Below are 20,870 nucleotides of genomic sequence, written 5' to 3' on the forward strand. Positions count from 1 at the left end.
ACGTACCGTCCGCCGACCCGGGCTCAGCTCGGGAGGGTGCCGCGGATGATGCTGTCGTGGGAGTGCTCAGGGTTACCGTCGTTCGGTTCCAGGGAGACGTCGACGATGCGGTAGCCCTCGGCCGTCATCTCGGTCGGTATCTGGAACGTCCCGCCGCTGCGCGGGTTGAGCACTCCGAGCGAGACCATCCGCTTCCCGTCGACATTGATCAGCCAGACCTCGTAGAAGCCTGGGGTCGTGGCGAGACCCGAGGCCGCGACCTTCAACTCGTTGCCGGCAGGCGAGCGGATCAGGTCGGCGTTTCCGTCACCGGTCTTGCCGGCCAGCGGCTCCAGTCTGATCACCGCCTCGACCGTGTTGGACGGAGCACGATCTCGGTCGGTAAGCAGCAGCGTGCCGGCCACTCCGGCGCCCAAGCCGAGGACTGCCGCCACGCTGGCAGCGAGAGCCAGCGAACGGCGGGTAAGACCGCGGGACCGAGTCCGGGCGTGATCGAGAGCCTCGCCGACGGGAGTCGACAGGCCGACCTCGCTGCGGATCTGGTCCCAGACGTGAGCCGGCGGGAGCTCGAGCCGAGGCAGTTCGGCTCGTACTTGCGCCACCTCCTGCAGCTGCGCCAGGCTCTCGCGGCAGCGATCACACAGCCGAAGATGGTCGGCGGCGCCGGGGTCCGGAGTACGAGCGTCCAATGCGAGCTCGGCGAGTAGCTCGTCGTCAAGATGCGTCACCCCTGCACCTCCTTCAACCGGTCTCGCAGCTGGATCAGTCCGCGCCGCACGTGGCTCTTGACCGTGCCCAAGGGTAGGTCGAGCGTCTCGGCGATCTGCGGATAGGTCTGATCTTCGTAGAACGCGAGCCTGAGGATGGTTCGGCGCGGGTCCTCGAGCCTGGCCAGCTCGTCGGCGAGTACGACGCGGTCCACGGTGTGGTCGTCGACATGTGCCGGTGGGGAGCCGGCATCCACGAGCCCGATCGCGGCCGACGAGTTGCGTTGGTCGCGACTCCGGGCGGCCAAGCGGTCCGCGATCCGATGCCGCGTGATCCCGGTCAACCAGGCGCCCAGGGACCCGTTGGCCGGATCGAAGGTAGCTCTGCCCCGCCATGCCGATACGAACACCTGCTGGGTCACGTCTTCGGCATCCGGACGGTCCTGGAGACTCCGCAGCGCCAGCGTGAAGACGAGACCGGACCAGCGGGCATAGGCGTCCGCAAGGCTCTGTTCGTCGCCGTCCGCGAAACCCTTCGCGATATCGGCCGGCGACGGTGCATCGGCCTCGGCGCTGGTCACGGCTGGAACTCTAGCTCCACTGGTCGCCGGTTGCCGAGACGATGCCGGCCACTGCATCGTTGCGTTCACGGGGCCGATGACGAGCCGAAGCAGCCTCGGGCAGCGGCCCGCGGTGATCCGAGACGGCGCATGGTCATGACACTCTCCTCCGGCGCAGTACTTCCTGGACAGACATTCCGCCCCAGAACCGGTTCCGGATGCACGGATCGTCAAGCAACTTGTGCAGAACTTACGCACAACCGGTCGGGTCGGAAACTGAGAGGCGTGATCGTCGGGCTGACCAGCGCCGGACCACAGGTGGGATCCGGTGAGCCCCTCGTCCGTCGTGTTTCGGACCGGCCGCCGTGCAACTGACGCTGCGCGGCGGCCACCGTGGCACGGCGCGGTCCGCGACGGTCTCAGATGTCGGCCGGACGGAGGACCAGCCAGATACCGTGGGCGATCTGACGGTTTCCCTTGTTGATGTCGAAGGCCCACGGGTTGATCAAGGGATTCGCGTCATTGCGGTCCGCATCGATGAGCCGGACCAGCCGGCAGCGCCTGCTGAGGACATCGACCTTGATGGTCCCGCCCGGCAGAGCAGTGGTCAGCTTGGCGCCGTCGGACCGCAGGGCGGTTCTGCGGTCGATCGTGACGCCGGGGATGACGTGGTACAGCAGGACGGATTCGATCGTGCCGACACCGAGCAACCCGGCCAGCGCAGCGAACAGCGCGCTCTCGGAGCGGTACGTCTTCCCGGTGAGGTCCTTGGCCAGGACCTGGAACGCGCGGTCGCTGGGGAGGAACGCGGTGAGCCGAACAGAACCGTCGGTCAGCACCTTGACCGGACTGTTCGGCTTCGCGGCGAGGACGGCGCCGACCGCCTGCGTCAGCACGTCGTAGTCGTTCCAGTTGCGGTCGAAGGTATCGCCGTCGGCGGCGAGGACACTGGCCAGGCTCCTGGTGCCCAGCGGACGGCTGGCACTGGCCGGCGCCGTGGTGGCGACAACACTCGTCGCCAGCATTCCGATCGTGACGGCTGCTGTGGTCAGGTATCGACTCAGCGGGCGTGAAGGCATGCGCATCGGACCAACCTTTCGGACGGGAACGACTGTCTCAGGGCAGCCGCTGTTGTGAGGTACTTCTCCACCGCCGACAGGTCCGGATGCGCTTACGGGCCGGATATCTGTTCCGGCCGGTCGGATGACCCCACGTCCGGCTCCGCGGTCAACTGCTCGCGGTAGGAACTGAACGCGTCGATCGATGCCGCGAGGTAGCGCTTCACGACCTCGAGCTCCGCCGCTGTGAAATCCGCGGTCGCCGTACGGTGATGAAGGCCCAGCGGCTGGAAGAAGCGCCCGGCGAGTTCGAGGCCGGACCGGTCGTAGCGCACGATCACGCGGCGTCGATCCGCGGTGTCGCGCTCACGGCGCACATGACCGTCACGCTCGAGCCGATCGATCAGCGTCGTCACTGCTCCGGTACTCAGCCCCAGCTCGGCCGCGAGCCGACCGGCCGTCATCGGCCGGCCCTCATCGGCCACCAGGATCCTGAGCAGAGCCTCCACGTCCGTGCCATGGATGCCTTGGCGCTGGGCAAACAAATGCGCTATCCGCTGGCCCTCCGCGATCAGCAGCTGGACCAGTCGGACCAGCTCGTCCCGGCCCTCGGCAGGCCGCGGCTCAGACTTGCGCGGGCTCACCCGACCTCCTAATGTCTTGATAATCAAGATACTTCCTGATCGAGACTTCTGATCCCGTCGAGGAGACACTGTGCCAGGTTCAGGCTGGTTCCTTCGGACCCGACGCGTTTCCTTCATCTTCGTCCTCATCGGGCTCGCCTTTGCGGCGGCCGCGCTGCTGGCCCCGGCCGCGGAGGAGGCCGAGCCGCGTTCCGCCACCGGTTTGTCCACGTCGGTCGAGTCGGCGCGGGTCGAACAACTGCGCGCCAAGTTCCCCGGCTCGGACACATCGGCTGCCTTGATCGTCTTCAGCGGATCAGAGGGTGCCGCCTTGAGCCCCGCGGACCAGACCGCGGCACGCACAGCGGCCGCCGGCCTCGGAGTCAAGGTCCCGGTGCAGTTCGCCGAGAACGGCAAGATCGGCCTGGCGATCCTGACCCTGCCTGCCGGGGACGACGAGCAGATCACGCGGACGGTCGACACCCTGCGTGAGAACCTCAGGAACCTTCCCGACGGGTTGCAAGCATCGGTGACCGGCCCAGCGGCCTTCACCACCGACCTCAGCCGGGTCTTCGACGGCGCCAATACCCGGCTGATCCTGGTCACGGCCTGCGTCGTTGCCCTCCTGCTGCTGCTGACCTATCGCAGCCCGGGACTTGTTCTGATCCCGCTCCTCGTGGTCGGACTCACCGAACAGGTGACCACCAGCGTGTCCGAGCAGGTTCTGTCCCGGCTCGGCATCCCTGCCGGCGGTGAAGTGTCCGGCATCGTCAGCGTGCTGGTCTTCGGCGCGGCCACGGATTATGCGTTGCTCCTGATCGCGCGCTACCGCGAGACACTGCGCTCCGAAACGGACGCGCTGACAGCGATGCGCATCGCCGTACGGCGCGTTGCCGAGCCGATCCTGGCGAGCGGCGGAACGGTGATCGGTGCGCTGGCCTTCCTGCTGCTGTCCAGCACCGAGACCCTGCGCGGCATCGGGATCGGCTGCATGATCGGCATTGCGTTCGCCGTTGTGTCCGGACTGGTCGTCCTGCCGGCCGCCCTGGTCCTGTTCGGGCGCCGGATCTTCTGGCCGTTCGTCCCGCGCGTCGGTGAAGAGGCGACCGAGGGCAAGGTGTGGGGCCGGCTCGGAGCCATGGTCGCCCGGCGGCCTGCCCTCGTCCTCACGCTTTCCGTCCTCCTGCTGGCGGGCTTGGCAGCGGGAGGGCTCGGCGTCCGCACCGGCCTGGCAGACAACGAGCAGTTCCGGGTCGAACCCGAGGCCGTGCGGGGCGCGAAGGTCCTCGCGGAGGCCTTTCCGGCCGGTGCGACCGACCCCGTCGAGATCGTCGGACCGGCCAAGGACGCCGTTGCGACCGCGAAGCTCATCCGCGAGGTCGACGGAGTCGCCGAGGTCAGGCCCGTGCAAGGCAACGGAGAACTGACCGGGTACGACGTCATACTGTCGGCCGAACCTGGCAGCGATGCCTCGTTCACCGTCGTACGAGAGCTTCGGCAGCGTCTCGATCAGGTCAGTGACCAGGTGCTCGTCGGCGGTGGCCCGGCCGAGAGCCTGGACGTTCAGGCCGCAGACCAGCGCGACCGGTTGCTGATCATGCCCCTGATCCTGATCCTGGTCGGCGCGGTCCTCGTCGCGGTCCTGCGATCCATCCTGGCGCCCGCCCTGCTCCTGCTGACCGTGATTGCATCCTTCCTCGCGAGCTTCGGGGCCAGTTGGCTCGTGTTCGACCACCTGCTCCACTTCCCGGCCCTCAACGGTTCAGTGATCCTGCTGTCGTTCCTCTTCCTGGTCGCACTCGGTGTGGACTACAACATCTTCCTCAGCACCCGTGCTCTGGAGGAGACACGCACCGCGGGCACCCGGGCGGGGATGGCCACGGCGCTGCGGGTCACCGGCGGCGTGATCACCAGCGCCGGTCTGCTCCTCGCCGCCGTTTTCGCGGTCCTGGGTGTGCTTCCGCTGATTACGCTCACCCAGGTCGGGATCATCGTGTGCGTCGGAGTCCTACTCGACACTCTGCTGGTCCGGACTGTCGTCGTACCGGCGCTGGCCTTCCTGCTCGGAGAGCACTTCTGGTGGCCGGCGACGCCACGGAGACAAGAGCAGTCCGCCGTCCGGGATGCCGGCGGCGAGGTGCCGAGCATGCGGTAGATGGTTAGTGGCGTCGTTCTATGTGGGGTTTGAGGGTGCCGTCGTAGAGGTTGGGTGGGAGGCCTTGGAGTAGGTCTGGCAGGTGGAAGGTTTGGAAGAGGGACAGGTCGAAGAACGCGACCGCGTGGACGATCGCGGTGGCCGTGAGTGTGAGGACCTGGATCTGGAACGCGCGGTGGATGTTGTCGCGGGGGTCTCGCATGTAGACGGCGAACGCTGGTAGGCCGTTGGCCTTCAGGGGGACGAGGTACTGGTCGCCGGGGCGTTCGGCCGGGCAGTGGGTGGAGATGAGGCGGCCGATGTCGCGGGCGCCGCGGAACCAGGACGTGAACGGCGGCATCTCCCAGATCGCGTCGTCGGTGAAGAGCGTGACGATCGCGGGTACGTCGTACTGCTCGAACGCCGCGCGATACCGGGTCAGCAGAGCGTCGTCCGGGACGACGGTCGGCGCCGCGACGACCGGCACCGGACGTACGTCGCCCAGCAGGGTCGTGACGCGAGCAGCCGGCCAGCCCTCGATGTCGTGGAGGATGGAGGCGGCCCGCTCGCGTGGTGGGATGCGTTGCAAGGCGGCGATCAGGCCGAGGTCGATCGGGCGGCCGTCCATCAGATGCTCGGGAATCGGCTCGAGCCAGAGGATCTCCGAGCTCTCCGACAGTGGGCTCTCCGGATGCGCGCTGGGAGCGGCCAGGTCGGAAGGCAGCGGACGGGTCCCGGCGCGAGCGAGGCAGGCGAGAGTGGCATCCGCGTAGTTGGATACTCCGCCCGCGATTGGGACGGCTTCCGTGATGGAGCCGAGCATGCGGTAGCAGTGCGCGATCAACCGGGAGTCGTCCATACCTACTCCATCAGCGGTTAGTTCGGGGCGTGCCTTTGTTCGATGGTGTCGAGGAGCCAGGCGAGGCCTGGTTCGAAGCTGTCGGGCTGGGCGGCGAAGCCCTCGCGCAGGAGCGGGGCTATGTGCGGGTGGTCGCCGCTCTCGGCGCGTTCGGTCAGGTAGGTGTTGACGGTCGTGGTCCACTCCCGGGCGGCGTTCGGATCCGTCGGTACGGCGCGGCGCTGGGCGGAGATGCGGGTGACGTAGCCGACGGTGTAGTCGTTGACGGCTGTCGCGATGCTCCAGGCCTCGTCCGCGGTGATCGACAACGGCGCCAGCGCGCGGATCCACTCGTCGAGGACACGGAGGGTGTTCGGTCCGAGCTGGATGCGGTCGACCAGCAATTCGATCGACCACGGGTGCGCCAATCCCTGATCCCTCGTACGCCGGGCGATCGCCTCGAGCGCACTCCGCCAATCGTCAGGCAGGTCCGCACCGAGCACGCTCTCCCCGGCGAGCTGGTCGAACATCAGGTCGAGCAGGTCGTCCTTGCTCGACACGTGACCGTACAAACTCATCGGCCGGACGCCCAGCCCCGCCGCGACGCTACGGATCGAGACGGCGTCGAGCCCGTCCCGGTCCGCGATCTCGATCGCCGCCAGCACGATGGACTCCCGGGTGAGCGTCCGGCGCCGCGGCTGGCGATCGTTCCGCGCCCAGACCGGTCCCACGGGCTGGGCGTTGCCGTCGGGTGACGAGGGAAGCGCCATGTCGGGCATCGTACGACCCCGGTACGCCGACATCGAGCCGCCCGGTCACGGGACCTTCGCCGGCGGTGGTACCGGGTACCCGCCGGCGAAGGCATCGAACTCCGCGGCCTCCTGCTTGCCCGCGACGTCCGACTGCTTCTTCTCGGCGGCGAAGAAGAGGATGCCGATCACGACCAGGCACACCGCGATCGCCGCGAACAGCCACTGCCGCTCGATACCCGCGCGCAGGTCGATCGTGCGAGCCGTCGCGACCGCAAGGATCCACAGCAACGACAGCGGCATCAGCCGCGTCCAGCCGAAGTGCATGAACTGGTCGTACCGCAGCCGCGGCAAGGATCCCCGCAGCCAGATGAACACGAAGATGAAGAACATCACCTTGCCCATGAACCACAGGACCGGCCAGTAGCCGCTGTTGGCGCCGTCCCAGAAACTGATCGGCCAGGGCGCGTGCCAGCCGCCGAGGAACAGCGTGGTCGCCAGCGCCGACACCGTCCCCATGTTCACGTACTCCGCGAGGAAGAACAGCATGAACTTCGCCCCCGAGTACTCCGTGTGGAATCCACCGACCAACTCCCCCTCGGCCTCGGGCAGGTCGAACGGCGCGCGATTGGTCTCGCCGACCATCGAGATCACATAGACCACGAACGACGGCGCGAGGATCAGCCCGTACCAGATCCGGTCCTGCGCCGCGACGATCTGCGAAGTCGACATCGATCCGGCGTACAGGAACACCGCGACGAACGAGAGCCCCATCGAGACCTCGTACGAGATCATCTGGGCGCTCGAGCGCAGCCCGCCGAGCAGCGAGTACGTCGACCCGGACGACCAGCCGCCCAGCACGATCCCGTAGATGCCGACCGACGCCATCGCGAGCACGAAGATCACCCCGACCGGCATATCGGTCAGCTGCAACGGCGTGTGAATGTCGCTCCACGGCAGCCGCACCGTCGGCCCGAACGGGATCACCGACCAGGTCAGGAACGCCGGAACCACGACGATCAGCGGCGCGCACAGGAAGATCAGCTTGTCGGCGGTCTTCGGGATCAGGTCCTCTTTCAGGATCAGCTTCATGCCGTCGGCCAGTGACTGCAGCAGGCCGAACGGACCGTTGACGCTGGGGCCGATGCGCTGCTGCATCCGCGCGACCACCCGGCGCTCCGCCCAGATGTTGAAGAGCGTCAGCAGCATCAGGATCACGAAGATCAGCACTGCCTTGAGCAGCATGAGCCACCAGACGTCGTGGCCGAACTGCGTCAGCCCGGGCATGAGACATCACCTCGTCCACTCGACTCCCTTAAAAGATACGGTGTATCAGTTAAGGGAGTCGAGTGGCAAGGCGGACGGTCAGCTCGTCGGCCACTCCCGCTGGTGGTTCTCGAGGTGAGCGGCCAAGGCCAGTGCGGTCAGGTCCTGGTGGTGAGGCACGGCCAGCTGGGCGCCGATGGGGAGGCCCGACGAGGACCAGCCGGCGTTGACGGTGGTCGCGGGGTGTTGCGACATGTTGTACGGGACGGTGAAGGCGATGTGTTCGAACGGCTTGGACGGGTCGTCGGTCGGATAGGCGAGCTCGGCCGGGAACGCGGTGATCGGCGCGACCGGCGACAGGATCACGTCGTACGTCGTGAACACCCGCCCGACCGCAGCCGCCATCGCACCCATCTGGCTGTAGCCGTGGAAGACGTCGAATCCGGACAGATCGCCCGCCGTCGACACCCATTCCCGGATCTGCGGGAGGACCTTCGCGCGCCGCTCCTCGGGCAGCGCCGCGATGTCCGTGGCCGAGCGGATCCGCCAGAAGCGATCCAGCCCGTCGAGCATCTCACGGGTGATGATCGGGGCGATCCGCTCGACCAGAGCGCCGGCCTTCTCGAGCTGACTAGCGGTCGACGATACGGCGGCCGCCACCTCGGGATCGACGGGCAGGCCGATGCCGGCATCCAGCAACAGAGCGACGCGGAGACCGGCGATCGTGATCTCGTAGCGATCCGAGGCAGCCGGCAGTGACGTGTAGTCCCGCGGGTCGTATCCCGAGATCACCGACAACGCCAGCGCGGCGTCGGCCGCCGTACGGGTGAGTGGCCCGATCGCTCTTCCAGGGTAGGGATTCCCGACCGCGACCCGCCCGTGCGTGGGCTTGATGCCGACCAGCCCGCACCAGCCCGCCGGCAAGCGGATCGAGCCGCCGATGTCGGTCCCGAGGTGGATCGGACCGTAGCCGGCCGCTGCGGCCGCCGCGGCACCTGCGCTCGACCCACCGGCTGTCTTCGTGACATCCCACGGATTGCGGGTCAGGTGATGGAACGTCGACACCCCGGACGAGAGCATCCCGTACTCCGGCATCGTGGTCTTGCTGAAGATCACCGCCCCGGCCTCCCGCAACCGCGCCGCAGCCGGCGCGTCCTCCACAGCCGGGATCAGCTCTGTCGCCGCGGTCCCCTGCGGCACCGGCGTCCCGCGGGTCGCGATGTTCTCCTTCACCGTGACCGGTACGCCGTCCAGCGCGCCCGCCGTACCGTCCCGCCAGCGGCGCTCCGACTCATGAGCGGCCGCCCGCGCGCCCGCAGGATCTAGTGCGTAAAGAGCAGAGATCCGGGGCTCGAACTGCTCCACCCGCGCCAGCACGTCCTCGATCACCTCGACGGGCGACACCGAGCCGTCACGGTATTTGGCCAGCAAGTCAACGGCAGTCAGGTCGGCGAGATTCATCCAGGCCTCCTCAGTTCGGTGGGTCGAAGCGGCCGTCGACCGCGGTCCAGCCGCCGTCGACCGCGAGTACGCTCCCGGTCACGAAGCTCGCGGCATCGGACGCGAGATAGACCACGGCGCCCGCGAGCTCGCTCGGTTGGGCCCACCGACCGAGTGCGCCCTTCTGCGCATACGCGTCGTACCAGGCCGGATCGGCCTTGATCTGCGCGGTGAGCGGGGTCTCGACGACACCGGGCGCGATCGCGTTCGCCCGTACGCCGGACGGCCCGAGCTCGGCCGCCGCCGTACGCAACAACTGCACGAGCCCGGCCTTGGTTGCCGCATACACCGATTGCCCCGGCTCGACCGTCGTCCCGCGGATCGAGCTGAACCCGATGATGCTGCCGCTCCCCCGCTCCGCCATCCCCCTGCCGAACGCGCGGATCAGCTGGAACGACGCCCGCAGGTTCAGCGACACGACCCGGTCGAACTCCTCGCCGCTGTAGTCGAGGATCCGCTTCCGCACATTGGTCGCCGCCGTGAACACCAGCACGTCCACGGGATCCAACTCATCAACCGCCTGCGCGATCGCGGCATCGTCCAGCACATCCAGCTCGTACGCCGTGAGCGCGCTTCCCGCCGTCTCGCGAGCCGCCGCGAGGTCCCGGTCCGCACACGTGACCCTCGCGCCCTGCGCGGCCAACGCCAGCGCACTCTCGCGCCCGATTCCACTCCCGGCGCCGATCACCAGCGCGTGCTTGCCGTCAAGCCGGAACAGATTCGCGTACTCCATACAGGCCACCTCTCACGGACGCGGGCGGATGATTGCCATGCGGGTTGTGGTCAGTTCCTCGATCGCGAAGCGCGGTCCCTCGCGGCCGGTGCCCGAGTCCTTCACACCGCCGTACGGCATGACATCGGAGCGGAACCCGGGGACGTCGTTGATCACCACTCCCCCGACCTCGAGCCGGTCGATCGCGGCGAACGCGGTGTCCAGCGAGGAGGTGAAGACGCTCGCGTGCAGGCCGTACCGCGTCTCGTTCACGGCCCGCAGCGCGCTGTCGATATCGGGCACCGCCCGCACCGCGATCACCGGTCCGAAGATCTCCTCGTCCCAGGCAGGCAGACCATCGGGTACGTCGGTCAGCACGATCGGCCCGAGGACGTCGCCAGGCGCCTCGTACGCAATCGACCCGCCCGCGTGGACCGCGTCGCCGACCCACTTCCGGACCCGATCGGTGGACGCGGGATTGATCAGGGCGGACACCCGCGTCTCCCGATCGCGCGGGTCCCCGACGACGACGGCCGGGAGGCGAGCACCGAGTTTCTCCAACAATGCTTGGCGAACGGACTCGACCGCGATCACGCGTTGGACGGAGATGCACGCCTGACCGGAGGCGTAGTACCCACCACGCACGATCGCATCGGCGGCCGCGTCGAGATCGGCGTCCTCGGCAACGACCAGCGCGGAGTTCGAACCGAGTTCGAGCAGGACTTTGGTCGGAGCTGCATCACGCGCGATGCGGTGACCGACCGCGGCGGATCCGGTGAACGAGACGGCACCAATGCGACCGTCGGTGGTGAGCGTCGCGCCGACGTCGGCCCCGCCCGTGACCAACTGAACAGCGCTCTCGGGTGCTCCGGCGTCCGCGAGAGCTGAGCGCATGAGATGGACCAGCCACAGCGTGGCGAGCGGCGTCTGCGGTGCGGGCTTCACGATGATCGGGCAGCCCGCCGCGAACGCCGGCGCGATCTTGTGTGCCGCGAGCAACAACGGATAGTTGAACCCGGTGATCCCGACGACCACGCCGATCGGCTTCCGCACCCAGAACCCTTGCAGCCCTTCACCACTCGGCAGCAGATCGAGCGGCACCGTCTCGCCATGCAGCCGGGCGACCTCCTCGGCTGACGTCTCCAGGGTGAGCAGTGTCCGATCGATCTCCACCCGGCAGTCGACGAGCGGCTTGCCGGTCTCGAGCACCAGCAGATCCACGAACTCGTTGCGCGCAGCAAGGACCGCGGAATGCACGCTCTGCAAGACTTTCCGGCGAAGGTACGACGGAAGCCGGCCGACCGCCTCGCGCACGGACAGGGCGTTGTCGAGCGCCGTCCGCGCCAGCTCTACATCACCGACCGGCGCGTCCGCCACCGTCGAACCGTCGTAGGGGAAGATCACCGGAGCCGTGGCCGGTGCCTCGATCCAGGCCTCACCGATCGGCAGGCCGGCTGGGAACTTCACGCTGGATCTCCCTTCGCGAGCAGGTCGGACGTCGTCGCCCCGGAGAGGGCGCGCTGAAGGGTGGGGATGGCCGAGACCAGGCGTTGCGTGTACGGGTGCTGTGGGGAGGCGTACACGTCGCCGGTGTAACCGGTCTCGACGATCTGGCCGGCATTCATGACGGCCACGCGGTCGCAGACGTGCTTGATCACGGACAGGTCGTGCGAGACGAACACCAGCGTCAGGTTGAGCTCGTCGACCAGATCGGAGATCAGGTTGAGGACCTGGGCACGGACCGACACATCGAGTGCGCTGACCGGCTCATCCGCGATCAGGATGCGCGGACGGGGCGCGAGCGCACGCGCGATCGAGATGCGCTGACGCTGGCCGCCGGAGAACTGATGCGGGTACCGGTCGCCTGCATCCGCGGACAGGCCGACGGCCTCGAGCAGCTCGCGGACGCGTTCGCCCGACGCCGGGTGGCCTTGGACGACGAGCGGCTCGGCGATGATGTCGCGGACGCGCATCCGCGGGTCGAGCGAACTCATCGGGTCCTGGAAGACGAGCTGGAGGTTCTCGCGGAGGAAGCGCAGCCGGCGATCGGACAGCCGGGTGATATCGGTGCCTTCGACAATCACAGTGCCGGACGTCGCGCGGTCGAGCGCCGCGATGATGCGCAGGAGCGTGGACTTGCCACAGCCGGACTCGCCGACGATGCCGAACCGCTCGCCCTGCTTGACTTCCAGGCTCACGCCACGCAGCGCATGCACGACCGGAGCCGGCTGGAACAACGAGGTCCGCGGCCGCGGGTAGTCGCGGACGAGATCGACGACCTGGATGGCGGTTGGCGTCTCGAGCTCGTGCGTCGTCGGGATGTGCTCAGGCATCGGCCACCCCCGCGGGGTGATGGCAGGCGAAGCCCTGCGCCTCGTCGCCCGACCATGGTGGAGACTCTTCGCACAGGGCGGTGGCGTAGGCGCAGCGGGTGCGGAAGACGCAGCCGGACGGGAACCTGCCTGCGGGTGGCACGTTGCCGGGGATCGTGGTGAGTCGACGGGACGTGGTGTCGAGGTCGGACGCGGCGAGCAGGCCCTCGGTGTAGCGGTGACGTGGCCGCGTGAACACGTCGGTGACCGGGCCGGATTCGACGACGCGTCCGCCGTACATGACGAGCACGCGTTCGCAGACTGTCGCGACGACGGCCAGGTCGTGGGTGATGAACAGGAGTGCGGACGACCGGTCCATGACGCCACGAACGATCAGGTCGAGCACAAGGGCCTGGACCGTGACGTCGAGCGCGGTGGTCGGCTCGTCGCAGATCAGGAGCGACGGATCGTTGGCCAGGGCAAGCGCCAGGACGACTCGCTGACGTTGGCCGCCGGAGAGTTGGTGCGGGTACGCACGCAGGGTGTCGGTCGGCAGCTGCACGCGGTCGAGGAGCTCGGCCGCGGCGGCACGAGCCGCCGATTTGGGCTTGGTCTTGTGGATCAGCACCGCCTCGGCGACTTGGTCACCGATCCGCATGGTCGGATTGAGCGCGGTCATCGGCTCCTGGAAGACCATCGCGATGTCACGGCCGCGGACCTGCGACATGCGGCGTTCGTCGGCGCCGATCAGCTCGTGGTCGACACCATCAAGGCGGACCGAGCCGGCGGCGTACACATCCTCGGGAAGGAGGCCGATCACACTCAACGCTGTCAACGACTTGCCCGAGCCCGACTCGCCGATCAGCCCGACCCGCTCCCCTGCGCCGACCGTCAGGTCGACGTCGGACACCAGCTCCGTGTCGCGAACCTTCACGGACAACCCGCGAACCGTCAGCACATTGCTCATCCACGTCCTCGCTTCGCTCCGGGCGCGGATGAGGCACGAGGCGCGCTGTGCCCGTCGATGAACTCGCTTCGCTCGTTCATGGGCGGTCCTCCAGTTTCGGATCGAAGCGGTCGCGCAGGCCGTCGCCGAGGAGGTTGAAGCCGAGGACGGCGATGGCGATCGCGATGCCGGGGAAGATCGCCAACCGCGGCGCGCTGAACAGGAACTCCTGGCTCTCCTGGAGCATCCGGCCCCACGACGGTGTCGGCGGTGGCGTGCCGTAGCCGAGGAACGAGAGCGCCGCCTCCGCGAGTACTGCGATGGCGAACGACACGGAGGCTTGCACGGTGATCAGGCTGGTCACGTTCGGCAGGACGTGCCGGACTGCGATCGGCACCGGCCGTCGTCCGGCGGCGCGGGCCGCCAGCACGTACTCGGTCCGCATCACCTGTAGCGCGCCGCTGCGGATCACGCGGGCGAAGCTCGGCACCGAAGCGATGCCGATGGCAATCATCGCCGTCAGCGTGCTCGCCCCGAACACCGCGCCGAACATGATGGCCAACAGCAACGCCGGGAACGCGAGCAGCAGGTCGTTGGCGCGCATGATGGCCTCGCCCGGCCACCGACGTACCATCGCCGCCAGGATTCCGAGCGGTACGCCGATCACCGCGGCGACGCCGACGGCGACCACGCCGACGAACAGCGTCGTCCGTGAGCCGACCATGATCTGGCTGAGCACGTCCCGTCCGAACTTGTCGGTCCCGAACCAGTGCGACCAGGACGGCTTCAGCAACCGGGAGGTGGGCGTGACGAGCGTGGCGTCGTACGGGGTCCAGACGAAGGAGACCAGCGCCATCAGGACGATGACGGCGACGATCGCGCCGCCGACGATGAGGCTCGGGTTCAGTCGCTTCATGACGCCGTCCTCAGTCGCGGGTCGAGGGCGACGTACAGCACGTCGACGATGAAGTTGACCAGGAGGACGGCCAGGACCAGGACCATCACGACGTCCTGGACGAGCAGAAGATCTCGGTTCGAGACGCCGTCCAGCAGGAGGCTGCCCAGGCCGGGGATGACGAAGACGCGCTCGACGACGACTGCCCCGATCAACAACGTCGCCAGTTGGAGACCGAGCACGGTCACCACCGGCACGGCTGCGTTGCGCAGCCCGTGTCGCCACAACGCCTGGAACGGCCGCAGACCCTTCGCGCGTGCCGTCCGCAAGTAGTCCTCGCGGAGCACGTCCAGGACTGCGCTGCGGACGTAGCGGGTGAGGACCGCACCTTGGACCAGGCCTAGCGAGAGGGCCGGAAGGATCAGCTGCTTGAGGAACATCCCAGGGTCTTGTGCGGGCGGGGTCCAGCCGTTCGCAGGCAGCCAGCCGAGCTTGACCGCGAACACGACGATCAGCAGGATCCCGGCGAGGAACGCCGGTACGGCGACGCCGACCTGGGACACCGCGGAGAGCGCCAGCCCGGACACCTTGCGGTGCCGCGCGGCCATCACCGTACCGGCCGGCACGGCGATCACCAGCGCGATGATCATGCCGGCGACGACCAGCCACAGCGTCACCTGCAGGCGGTCGAACACCTGCGGCCCGATCGCCACCTTCGACACGTACGACGTACCGAGGTCGCCGTGGAGCAATCCACCGAGCCAGTCGAAGTACTGCGTCGGCAGCGGACGGTCGAGGCCGAACTGCTGCCGGAGCTCGGCCACCGCTTGGTCGGATGCGTTCACGCCGAGCGCGACCCGAGCGGGGTCGCCGGGCAGCACCGCCATGAACGCGAACACCAGCACCGAGCTCACCGCAAGACTGACCAAGAACACGCCGGTGCGCTCGATCAGGCGAAGAATCATCGGGCGAGCTTGGAGAGATCGAAGTTCTCGGTGATGGCGTTGGTCGGCAGGCCCTTGATGTTCTTGTCCGCGACGATCAGGTTCGGCAGCAGGAACAGCCAGTCGCCCGCGGCCTGCTCGGACAGCCGGCGCGCCGCCTTCTTCATGTTGTCGACCTGCGCGGCCTCGTCACCGGAGTCCGCGGCGGCGAGATAGCCCTGCAAGGTCGGATCGTCGTACCGCGTGTAGTACTTCGCGTTGAACACGGCGCCGAGGTCGCGCGGCTCGACGTGGGCGATGATCGACATGTCGTAGTCGGCGTTCTTGAAGACCGTGGTCAGCCAGGCCGCGGGGAACTCGAGCTGGTCGATCTGCACCTTCAGCCCGGCCTGCTCCAGCATGCTCTTCACGACCTGGCCGCAGGACGTTGCGTACGGCAACGTCGGCAGCCGCAGCCGGAGGGTCTTGCCGGCCGCACCGGATGCCTGCAGCAACGACTTCGCCTTCGCCAGGTCGTACGGCGCGACGCCGGTGAGGTCTTCGTACCACGGGTCGGTCGGCGGGACCATGCTGCCGATCAGCTTGCCGCGACCGGCCCAGCACGTATCGAGCAGCGCCTTGTGGTCGATCGCCATCCGGATCGCCTGACGGGTGCGGAGATCCTTGAACACCGGCCGCGAGTTGTTGAACGAGAGCAGCACCTCGCCGTTCGTCGTCCCTTCGATCACCTGGTACTTGTCGTTGCTGGTGAACTGGCTCAACGCCTCCGGCGCCTGGACCGTGCCGATCACGTTGATCGTGCCGGTCAGCAGCGCGTTGTTGAGGGCGGTCGCGTCCTTGAAGTACTTCAGCGTGATCTGCTGGAAGAACGGCTTGCTGCCCCAGTAGTCGTCGTTGCGGACCATGACGATCGAGTCGCCGCGGTTCCACTTCGAGAACTTGAACGGGCCGGTGCCGACCGGGTCGGTCGCCAGCGCGCTGACGCCGCTCTCCGAGAACATCGCGCCGATCCGAGTGGTCATCCGGAACAGCCAGTCGTTGCTCGGCTTGGCCAGCGTGACCTGCAACTGGGTCGGCGACAGCGCCTTCGCGGATGCGACGACGTCCATCGCGGCCTTCAGCGAGATCGTCCACGCCGTCTTCACCCGGTTGATGCTGAACACCGCGTCGTTCGCGGTGAACTGCTTGCCGTTGGTGAACTTCGCGTTGTCGACCAGGTCGAAGGTGTAGGTCTTGCGGTCCGGCGAGACCGTCCACGACTTCGCCAGCGACGGCACGATCTTGCCGGAGTCGTCCTGCTTGACCAGCGTCTCGTACACGTTGCCGAGCAGCGCCTGCGGGATCGCAGCGCCGTCGGTGGTGGTGAAGTCCAGGCTGGCCGGCTCGGCGACCAGGCCGACCGACAGTTTCTGGTCCCCGCCGGGCGAACTGCCGGACCCACCGCCGGACGTGCTCGAACCTGCCGAGCAGGCGGTCAGGGCCAGCACCGCCGCGGAGGCGAGGAACGCGACCGCCCGAATGCGAAACGACGACTTCACGCCAACTCCTTCAGAGGCCGTACTGATCCTGTCTGACCTGCGACTGGTCTGACCAGTGGACTAGGTATTACTGGGCCACTAGATTTGTCCCTGCTCAAGTGCCTGTCAAGCGAGTAGGGGGTGCGCCGGGTGACAACAGGACCACAGTTCCAACCGGTACAACCCGTGCGCGCGTACGAACGGATCGTCGAACAGGTCGAGGACGCACTGGCCAGCGGCGACCTCGTCCCGGGCCAGCGGCTGCCGAGCGAGCGCGAGCTGGTCGCGCAGTTCGCAGTCAGCCGGTCGACCGTCCGCGAGGCGCTGCGGGTGCTGGAGAGCAACGGCGTGGTCCGCTCCCGCCCGGGCGATCCCAACGGGCCGGAGATCCTGCCGTTCTCGCAGTCCGCGCTGCGCAAGCAGATGGTCCGCCTGGCCCGCGTCGACGAGCTGACCCTGAGCGAGCTGATCGGGTTCCGGATGATCATGGACGGCGCCGCGATCCAGGTCGCGTCGCGGTTGCGTACACCGGAAGAGCTCGACGAGCTGGAGGAGACGCTAGTCGCGATGCGGGCCGCGATCGACGTCGACTTCGACGCGTTCAGCCAGGCCGATCTCGCCTTCCACGAGCTGATCGCGCGGATCAGCCGCAACTCGCTGATCCAGACCTGCAACGAGGTCGTCCGCGGCGTCGTCCTCAGCCTGATCTCCGACAAGATCGCCCACGCGCCGAACAGCCGCGCTCTGATGCTCGAGTCCCTGCACCACCACGCCGACGTCGTCGACGCGATCCGCACCGGCAACGGCCACGCCGCCGCCCGCCTGGCCCGTCAGAACATGTACGACTACTACGGCGGGTACGTGCCCGACTCCGAGCAGGAAACCTTGCGTGCGCTCGTAGAGGACTGAGTGTTTCCCGTGGCATTCTGACGGGATCGGTTCATGGGTGGGGGGCACCGCGTGAGCAAACCTGCGATTCTGACTGTCGACGACGACCCGATGGTTTCGGCGGCGATCTCCCGTGACCTGCGCCGGCGGTACGGCGACGACTACCTGGTCGTGCGGGCGACCTCGGGCGACCAGGCGCTGGCCGCGCTGACGAAGCTGGCCCTGCGCAACCAGCCGATCGCGCTGATCGCCACCGACCAGCGGATGCCCGGCATGACCGGGATCGAGCTGCTCGAACGCGCCCGCGTGCACGCACCGAGCGCGAAGTACCTGCTGCTCACCGCGTACGCCGACACCGACGTCGCGATCCGGGCCATCAACGACATCGGCCTCGACTACTACCTGCTGAAGCCGTGGGATCCGCCCGAGGACCAACTGTTCCCGGTCGTCGACGACCTGCTCGGCGACTGGCAGCACGCCAACCCCGACCACGTGTCCGATGTCCGCGTCGTCGGCAACCGCTGGTCGGACCGGTCGCACGACATCAAGACGTTCCTGGCCCGCAACCACGTGCCGTACCGCTGGTACGACATCGAACGCGACCCCGAAGCCCAGCGCCTGAAGGACCTGGCCGATGCCTCCGACAACGATCTCCCGCTGGTCCTGATCCCGGAGAGTGACACCCTCCGCTCCCCCACCACTCTCGACCTCGCGTCGGCGCTCGGCCTGCGCACGCGAGCCGAACAGCCGCTGTACGACGTGTGCATCGTCGGCGGCGGACCCGCCGGCCTGGCCGCGGGGGTGTACGCCGCGTCCGAAGGCCTCAGCACGGTCATCATCGAGCGCGAAGCACCCGGCGGCCAGGCCGGTCTCAGCGCGGCGATCGAGAACTATCTCGGTTTCCCGCGCGGACTGACCGGCTCGGACCTCGCCCAGCGAGCGGTCGCGCAAGCCTCCCGTTTCGGCGCGGAGATGGTGCTCGCGCGCTCGGTCGTCGGGCTCGAGTCGCGCGGGCCCGTGCACGCCGTGTTGCTCGAAGGATCCGGGGAGATCGAGGCTCGCGCGCTGATCGTTGCGACCGGCGTCTCGTACCGCAGCCTCGACGTCGCCGGCCTCGCCGACCTCACCGGCCGCGGCGTGTACTACGGTGCGACCGCCAGCGAGGCCAGCCAGGTGCAGGACGACGAGGTGTTCATCGTCGGCGCGGCGAACTCGGCCGGTCAAGCAGCCCTCAACCTGTCGCGCTACGCCAAGCGGGTCGTGCTCCTCGTCCGCGGCGACTCGCTCGAGAGCTCGATGTCGCGGTACCTGATCGACAAGATCACCAACGCGCCCACGATCGAAGTACGGTGCCGGACCGAGGTGGTCGGCTGCCGCGGGGATGGTCACCTCGAGGGTCTGACACTGGCCGACCGCGCTTCCGGTCGCGTCGAGGAGGTGCTGGCCAGTTGGTTGTTCATCTTCGTCGGAGCGATCCCGCGGACCGATTGGCTCGGCGACTCGGTCGTCCGCGACGAGAAGGGCTTCGTGGTGACCGGGCCTGACGTGCTCGCCTTCGATCGGTGGGCGTTGCCGAGACCGCCGTACGCGTTGGAGACCAGCGTGCCCGGGGTGTTCGCCGCGGGCGACGTCCGGCTGGACTCGATGAAACGGGTGGCCTCCGCGGTCGGCGAAGGCGCCATGTCGATCTATCTCGTCCACCGCTACCTGGCGACCGTCTGATGCGCGCCGAGGACCTGCGAGGCATCCCGCTCTTCGCCGGGCTGACCGACGCGCAACTGGACGAGCTGATCGACGGCAGCACCGAGGTCACGATCGAGCTCGGCGCCGACCTGTTCCACGAAGGTGAGCCCGCCGACTTCTGGTGGGTCCTGGTCGACGGCGTGATCGCGCTGCACCGCAAGATCGGCCGCGAGGACACCGTGATGGGCAAGATGGACGTACCAGGCCGCTGGGCCGGCGGGTTCCGCGCCTGGGACGAGCACGGCGTCTACCTCGCCAGCGGCCGCGGCCTGGCCGAGGGCCGGGTGCTGCGGGTGCCGACCGATGTGCTTCGGGAGCGGATCGACGCGTGGTTCCCGCTCGCCGGGCATCTGATCAGGGGCGTGTACGGGACCGCGCGGGCGATCGAGTCGACGGCCCGGCAGCGGGAATCGCTGATCACGCTCGGCACGTTGGCGGCCGGGTTGGCGCACGAGATCAACAATCCCGCTGCGGCTGCGGCCCGTTCGGTCAGCGCGCTCGACACTGCGTGCGTCACGCTGCTGTCGGCTCTGCGCCGGCTGGCGGAGGGCGACGTGACGGCCGTGCAGTTCGGTGCGCTCGACGAGCTGCGGCTCGAGCTCGCCTCCGGTACTGCGGCACCGGATCCGGTCGATCTTGCCGATGACGAGAACACGATCTCGGACTGGCTCGGCGATCACGGTGTAACCCAGGACTGGCTCATCGCACCGCCGTTGGCAGCCGCGGGCGCCGGTGTCGAGTGGTGTGAGCGCGCGGCCGACGTACTGGGAGACGCGCTGGAGCCTGGCCTGGAGTGGGTCGCCAGCACGCTGTCCGCGGCGACATTGCTCGGTGAGGTGAAGGAGTCGACGCGGCGGATCACCGAACTCGTGGCGGCGGTCCGCTCGTACTCGCAGATGGACCGCGGTTCGATCCAGACCATCGACGTGACCGAGGGCATCGAGAGCACACTGGTGATGCTCGGGCACAAATTGCGCGACGGCGTCGAGGTGATCCGCGAGTACGGCGCCGACGTACCGCGGATCGACGCGTTCGCGGGCGAACTCAACCAGGTGTGGACGAACCTGATCGACAACGCGGTCGACGCGATGGACGGCATCGGAACGTTGCGGATCATGACCCGGACCGACGGCGACCGGATCGTGGTCGAGTTCACCGACACCGGTCGCGGCATGCCGACTGAGGTCGCGGCGCGCGCGTTCGAGCCCTTCTACACGACCAAGGACGTCGGCAAGGGCACCGGTCTGGGCCTCGACATCGCCCAGCGGATCGTCGCCGAGCATCACGGCGGCACGATCACCATCGCGTCGCAGCCCGGCCAGACCACGCTCCAGGTGCGGTTACCGCGACAGCCCAGCCCGGCGGTTTGATTCGTCCCGAACGACAGGAAGTAGTGGCGGTGCGCGCCGTCACGCCGTGGAGCCCGCCCGCTCCGGCATGAACTAGGCCGTGCCGGTTGGTCCCACGCCGTAGCGAGC

The 20,870-nt window shown here is 68.1% G+C and carries 19 protein-coding genes; 4 read left to right on the top strand and 15 right to left on the bottom strand.

Annotation, left to right across the window (positions count from 1 at the left end; translation table 11 throughout):
- Positions 1-23: 23 nt before the first annotated feature.
- The 4 genes from EV653_RS16205 to EV653_RS16220 all read right to left on the bottom strand — a co-directional run bounded on the left by EV653_RS16205 (position 24) and on the right by EV653_RS16220 (position 2,969).
- Positions 24-728: an anti-sigma factor gene (locus tag EV653_RS16205; RefSeq protein WP_134103640.1), complete on the bottom strand. Its 705-nt coding sequence runs from the start codon at positions 726-728 to the stop codon at positions 24-26.
- Complete coding sequence (locus EV653_RS16210; RefSeq protein ID WP_238159769.1) at positions 725-1,288, bottom strand: RNA polymerase sigma factor; 564 nt, start codon at positions 1,286-1,288, stop codon at positions 725-727. Before EV653_RS16210 ends, EV653_RS16205 begins: the two co-directional genes overlap by 4 nt.
- Before the next feature lie 398 nt (positions 1,289-1,686).
- Entirely contained in the window at positions 1,687-2,352 is a 666-nt protein-coding gene (locus tag EV653_RS16215) for a fasciclin domain-containing protein (RefSeq protein WP_134103642.1), read from the bottom strand.
- A gap of 86 nt (positions 2,353-2,438) precedes the next feature.
- Positions 2,439-2,969 (bottom strand): MarR family winged helix-turn-helix transcriptional regulator, encoded by a 531-nt coding sequence (locus tag EV653_RS16220; RefSeq protein ID WP_166679416.1) that lies wholly within the window; start codon positions 2,967-2,969, stop codon positions 2,439-2,441.
- A gap of 70 nt (positions 2,970-3,039) precedes the next feature.
- Between EV653_RS16220 and EV653_RS16225 the strand changes: the two genes are divergently transcribed.
- Positions 3,040-5,103 (top strand): MMPL family transporter, encoded by a 2,064-nt coding sequence (locus tag EV653_RS16225; RefSeq protein WP_134103646.1) that lies wholly within the window; start codon positions 3,040-3,042, stop codon positions 5,101-5,103.
- A gap of 4 nt (positions 5,104-5,107) precedes the next feature.
- Here the strand turns inward: EV653_RS16225 and EV653_RS16230 are convergent, their stop codons facing one another.
- From EV653_RS16230 to EV653_RS16280, 11 genes are all read right to left on the bottom strand, one after another.
- Positions 5,108-5,941, bottom strand: a complete 834-nt coding sequence (locus EV653_RS16230) for an RNA polymerase subunit sigma-70 (protein WP_134103648.1) — start codon at positions 5,939-5,941, stop codon at positions 5,108-5,110.
- A gap of 17 nt (positions 5,942-5,958) precedes the next feature.
- Positions 5,959-6,690, bottom strand: coding sequence for a TetR/AcrR family transcriptional regulator (locus EV653_RS16235; RefSeq protein ID WP_166679417.1), 732 nt, complete (start codon positions 6,688-6,690; stop codon positions 5,959-5,961).
- Positions 6,691-6,735: 45 nt separating this feature from the next.
- Complete coding sequence (gene nuoH / locus EV653_RS16240; protein WP_134103652.1) at positions 6,736-7,956, bottom strand: NADH-quinone oxidoreductase subunit NuoH; 1,221 nt, start codon at positions 7,954-7,956, stop codon at positions 6,736-6,738.
- Positions 7,957-8,034: 78 nt separating this feature from the next.
- Positions 8,035-9,396, bottom strand: a complete 1,362-nt coding sequence (locus tag EV653_RS16245; RefSeq protein WP_134103654.1) for an amidase — start codon at positions 9,394-9,396, stop codon at positions 8,035-8,037.
- 10 nt (positions 9,397-9,406) lie between these two features.
- A complete protein-coding gene (locus tag EV653_RS16250; protein ID WP_134103656.1) occupies positions 9,407-10,168 on the bottom strand; it encodes an SDR family NAD(P)-dependent oxidoreductase in 762 nt (253 codons plus the stop codon).
- 12 nt (positions 10,169-10,180) lie between these two features.
- Positions 10,181-11,614 carry an aldehyde dehydrogenase family protein gene (locus EV653_RS16255; protein ID WP_134103658.1) on the bottom strand — a complete coding sequence of 478 codons (1,434 nt, stop codon included), beginning with the start codon at positions 11,612-11,614 and terminating at the stop codon, positions 10,181-10,183.
- The gene (locus EV653_RS16260; protein WP_134103660.1) at positions 11,611-12,480 is read right to left on the bottom strand and encodes an ATP-binding cassette domain-containing protein; all 870 of its coding nucleotides are present in this window, start codon (positions 12,478-12,480) and stop codon (positions 11,611-11,613) included. The genes EV653_RS16255 and EV653_RS16260 overlap by 4 nt, the downstream gene beginning before the upstream one ends.
- Positions 12,473-13,426: an ABC transporter ATP-binding protein gene (locus EV653_RS16265; RefSeq protein ID WP_134103662.1), complete on the bottom strand. Its 954-nt coding sequence runs from the start codon at positions 13,424-13,426 to the stop codon at positions 12,473-12,475. Before EV653_RS16265 ends, EV653_RS16260 begins: the two co-directional genes overlap by 8 nt.
- Before the next feature lie 76 nt (positions 13,427-13,502).
- A complete protein-coding gene (locus tag EV653_RS16270) occupies positions 13,503-14,321 on the bottom strand; it encodes an ABC transporter permease (protein WP_134103664.1) in 819 nt (272 codons plus the stop codon).
- Positions 14,318-15,265 (bottom strand): ABC transporter permease, encoded by a 948-nt coding sequence (locus EV653_RS16275; RefSeq protein ID WP_134103666.1) that lies wholly within the window; start codon positions 15,263-15,265, stop codon positions 14,318-14,320. The genes EV653_RS16270 and EV653_RS16275 overlap by 4 nt, the downstream gene beginning before the upstream one ends.
- Complete coding sequence (locus EV653_RS16280) at positions 15,262-16,782, bottom strand: ABC transporter substrate-binding protein (protein ID WP_238159770.1); 1,521 nt, start codon at positions 16,780-16,782, stop codon at positions 15,262-15,264. The genes EV653_RS16275 and EV653_RS16280 overlap by 4 nt, the downstream gene beginning before the upstream one ends.
- A gap of 165 nt (positions 16,783-16,947) precedes the next feature.
- Between EV653_RS16280 and EV653_RS16285 the strand changes: the two genes are divergently transcribed.
- The 3 genes from EV653_RS16285 to EV653_RS16295 are packed head-to-tail and all read left to right on the top strand — an operon-like array spanning position 16,948 to position 20,762.
- Positions 16,948-17,670: a FadR/GntR family transcriptional regulator gene (locus EV653_RS16285; protein WP_238159772.1), complete on the top strand. Its 723-nt coding sequence runs from the start codon at positions 16,948-16,950 to the stop codon at positions 17,668-17,670.
- Between the two features lie 51 nt (positions 17,671-17,721).
- The gene (locus EV653_RS16290; protein WP_134103670.1) at positions 17,722-19,371 is read left to right on the top strand and encodes an FAD-dependent oxidoreductase; all 1,650 of its coding nucleotides are present in this window, start codon (positions 17,722-17,724) and stop codon (positions 19,369-19,371) included.
- Positions 19,371-20,762, top strand: a complete 1,392-nt coding sequence (locus tag EV653_RS16295) for a sensor histidine kinase (RefSeq protein ID WP_134103672.1) — start codon at positions 19,371-19,373, stop codon at positions 20,760-20,762. The genes EV653_RS16290 and EV653_RS16295 overlap by 1 nt, the downstream gene beginning before the upstream one ends.
- The last annotated feature ends 108 nt before the right edge of the window (positions 20,763-20,870 follow it).

Source organism: Kribbella pratensis, assembly GCF_004365355.1.
GTDB lineage: Bacteria > Actinomycetota > Actinomycetes > Propionibacteriales > Kribbellaceae > Kribbella.

Bases quoted from the DNA above. Each gene is read 5' to 3' on its own strand.
- EV653_RS16215 (WP_134103642.1), bottom strand. From the start codon at position 2,352: ATGCGCATGCCTTCACGCCCGCTGAGTCGATACCTGACCACAGCAGCC.
- EV653_RS16230 (WP_134103648.1), bottom strand. From the start codon at position 5,941: ATGGACGACTCCCGGTTGATCGCGCACTGCTACCGCATGCTCGGCTCC.
- EV653_RS16235 (WP_166679417.1), bottom strand. From the start codon at position 6,690: ATGGCGCTTCCCTCGTCACCCGACGGCAACGCCCAGCCCGTGGGACCG.
- nuoH (WP_134103652.1), bottom strand. From the start codon at position 7,956: ATGCCCGGGCTGACGCAGTTCGGCCACGACGTCTGGTGGCTCATGCTG.
- EV653_RS16245 (WP_134103654.1), bottom strand. From the start codon at position 9,396: ATGAATCTCGCCGACCTGACTGCCGTTGACTTGCTGGCCAAATACCGT.
- EV653_RS16250 (WP_134103656.1), bottom strand. From the start codon at position 10,168: ATGGAGTACGCGAATCTGTTCCGGCTTGACGGCAAGCACGCGCTGGTG.
- EV653_RS16260 (WP_134103660.1), bottom strand. From the start codon at position 12,480: ATGCCTGAGCACATCCCGACGACGCACGAGCTCGAGACGCCAACCGCC.
- EV653_RS16265 (WP_134103662.1), bottom strand. From the start codon at position 13,426: ATGAGCAATGTGCTGACGGTTCGCGGGTTGTCCGTGAAGGTTCGCGAC.
- EV653_RS16270 (WP_134103664.1), bottom strand. From the start codon at position 14,321: ATGAAGCGACTGAACCCGAGCCTCATCGTCGGCGGCGCGATCGTCGCC.
- EV653_RS16275 (WP_134103666.1), bottom strand. From the start codon at position 15,265: ATGATTCTTCGCCTGATCGAGCGCACCGGCGTGTTCTTGGTCAGTCTT.
- EV653_RS16295 (WP_134103672.1), top strand. From the start codon at position 19,371: ATGCGCGCCGAGGACCTGCGAGGCATCCCGCTCTTCGCCGGGCTGACC.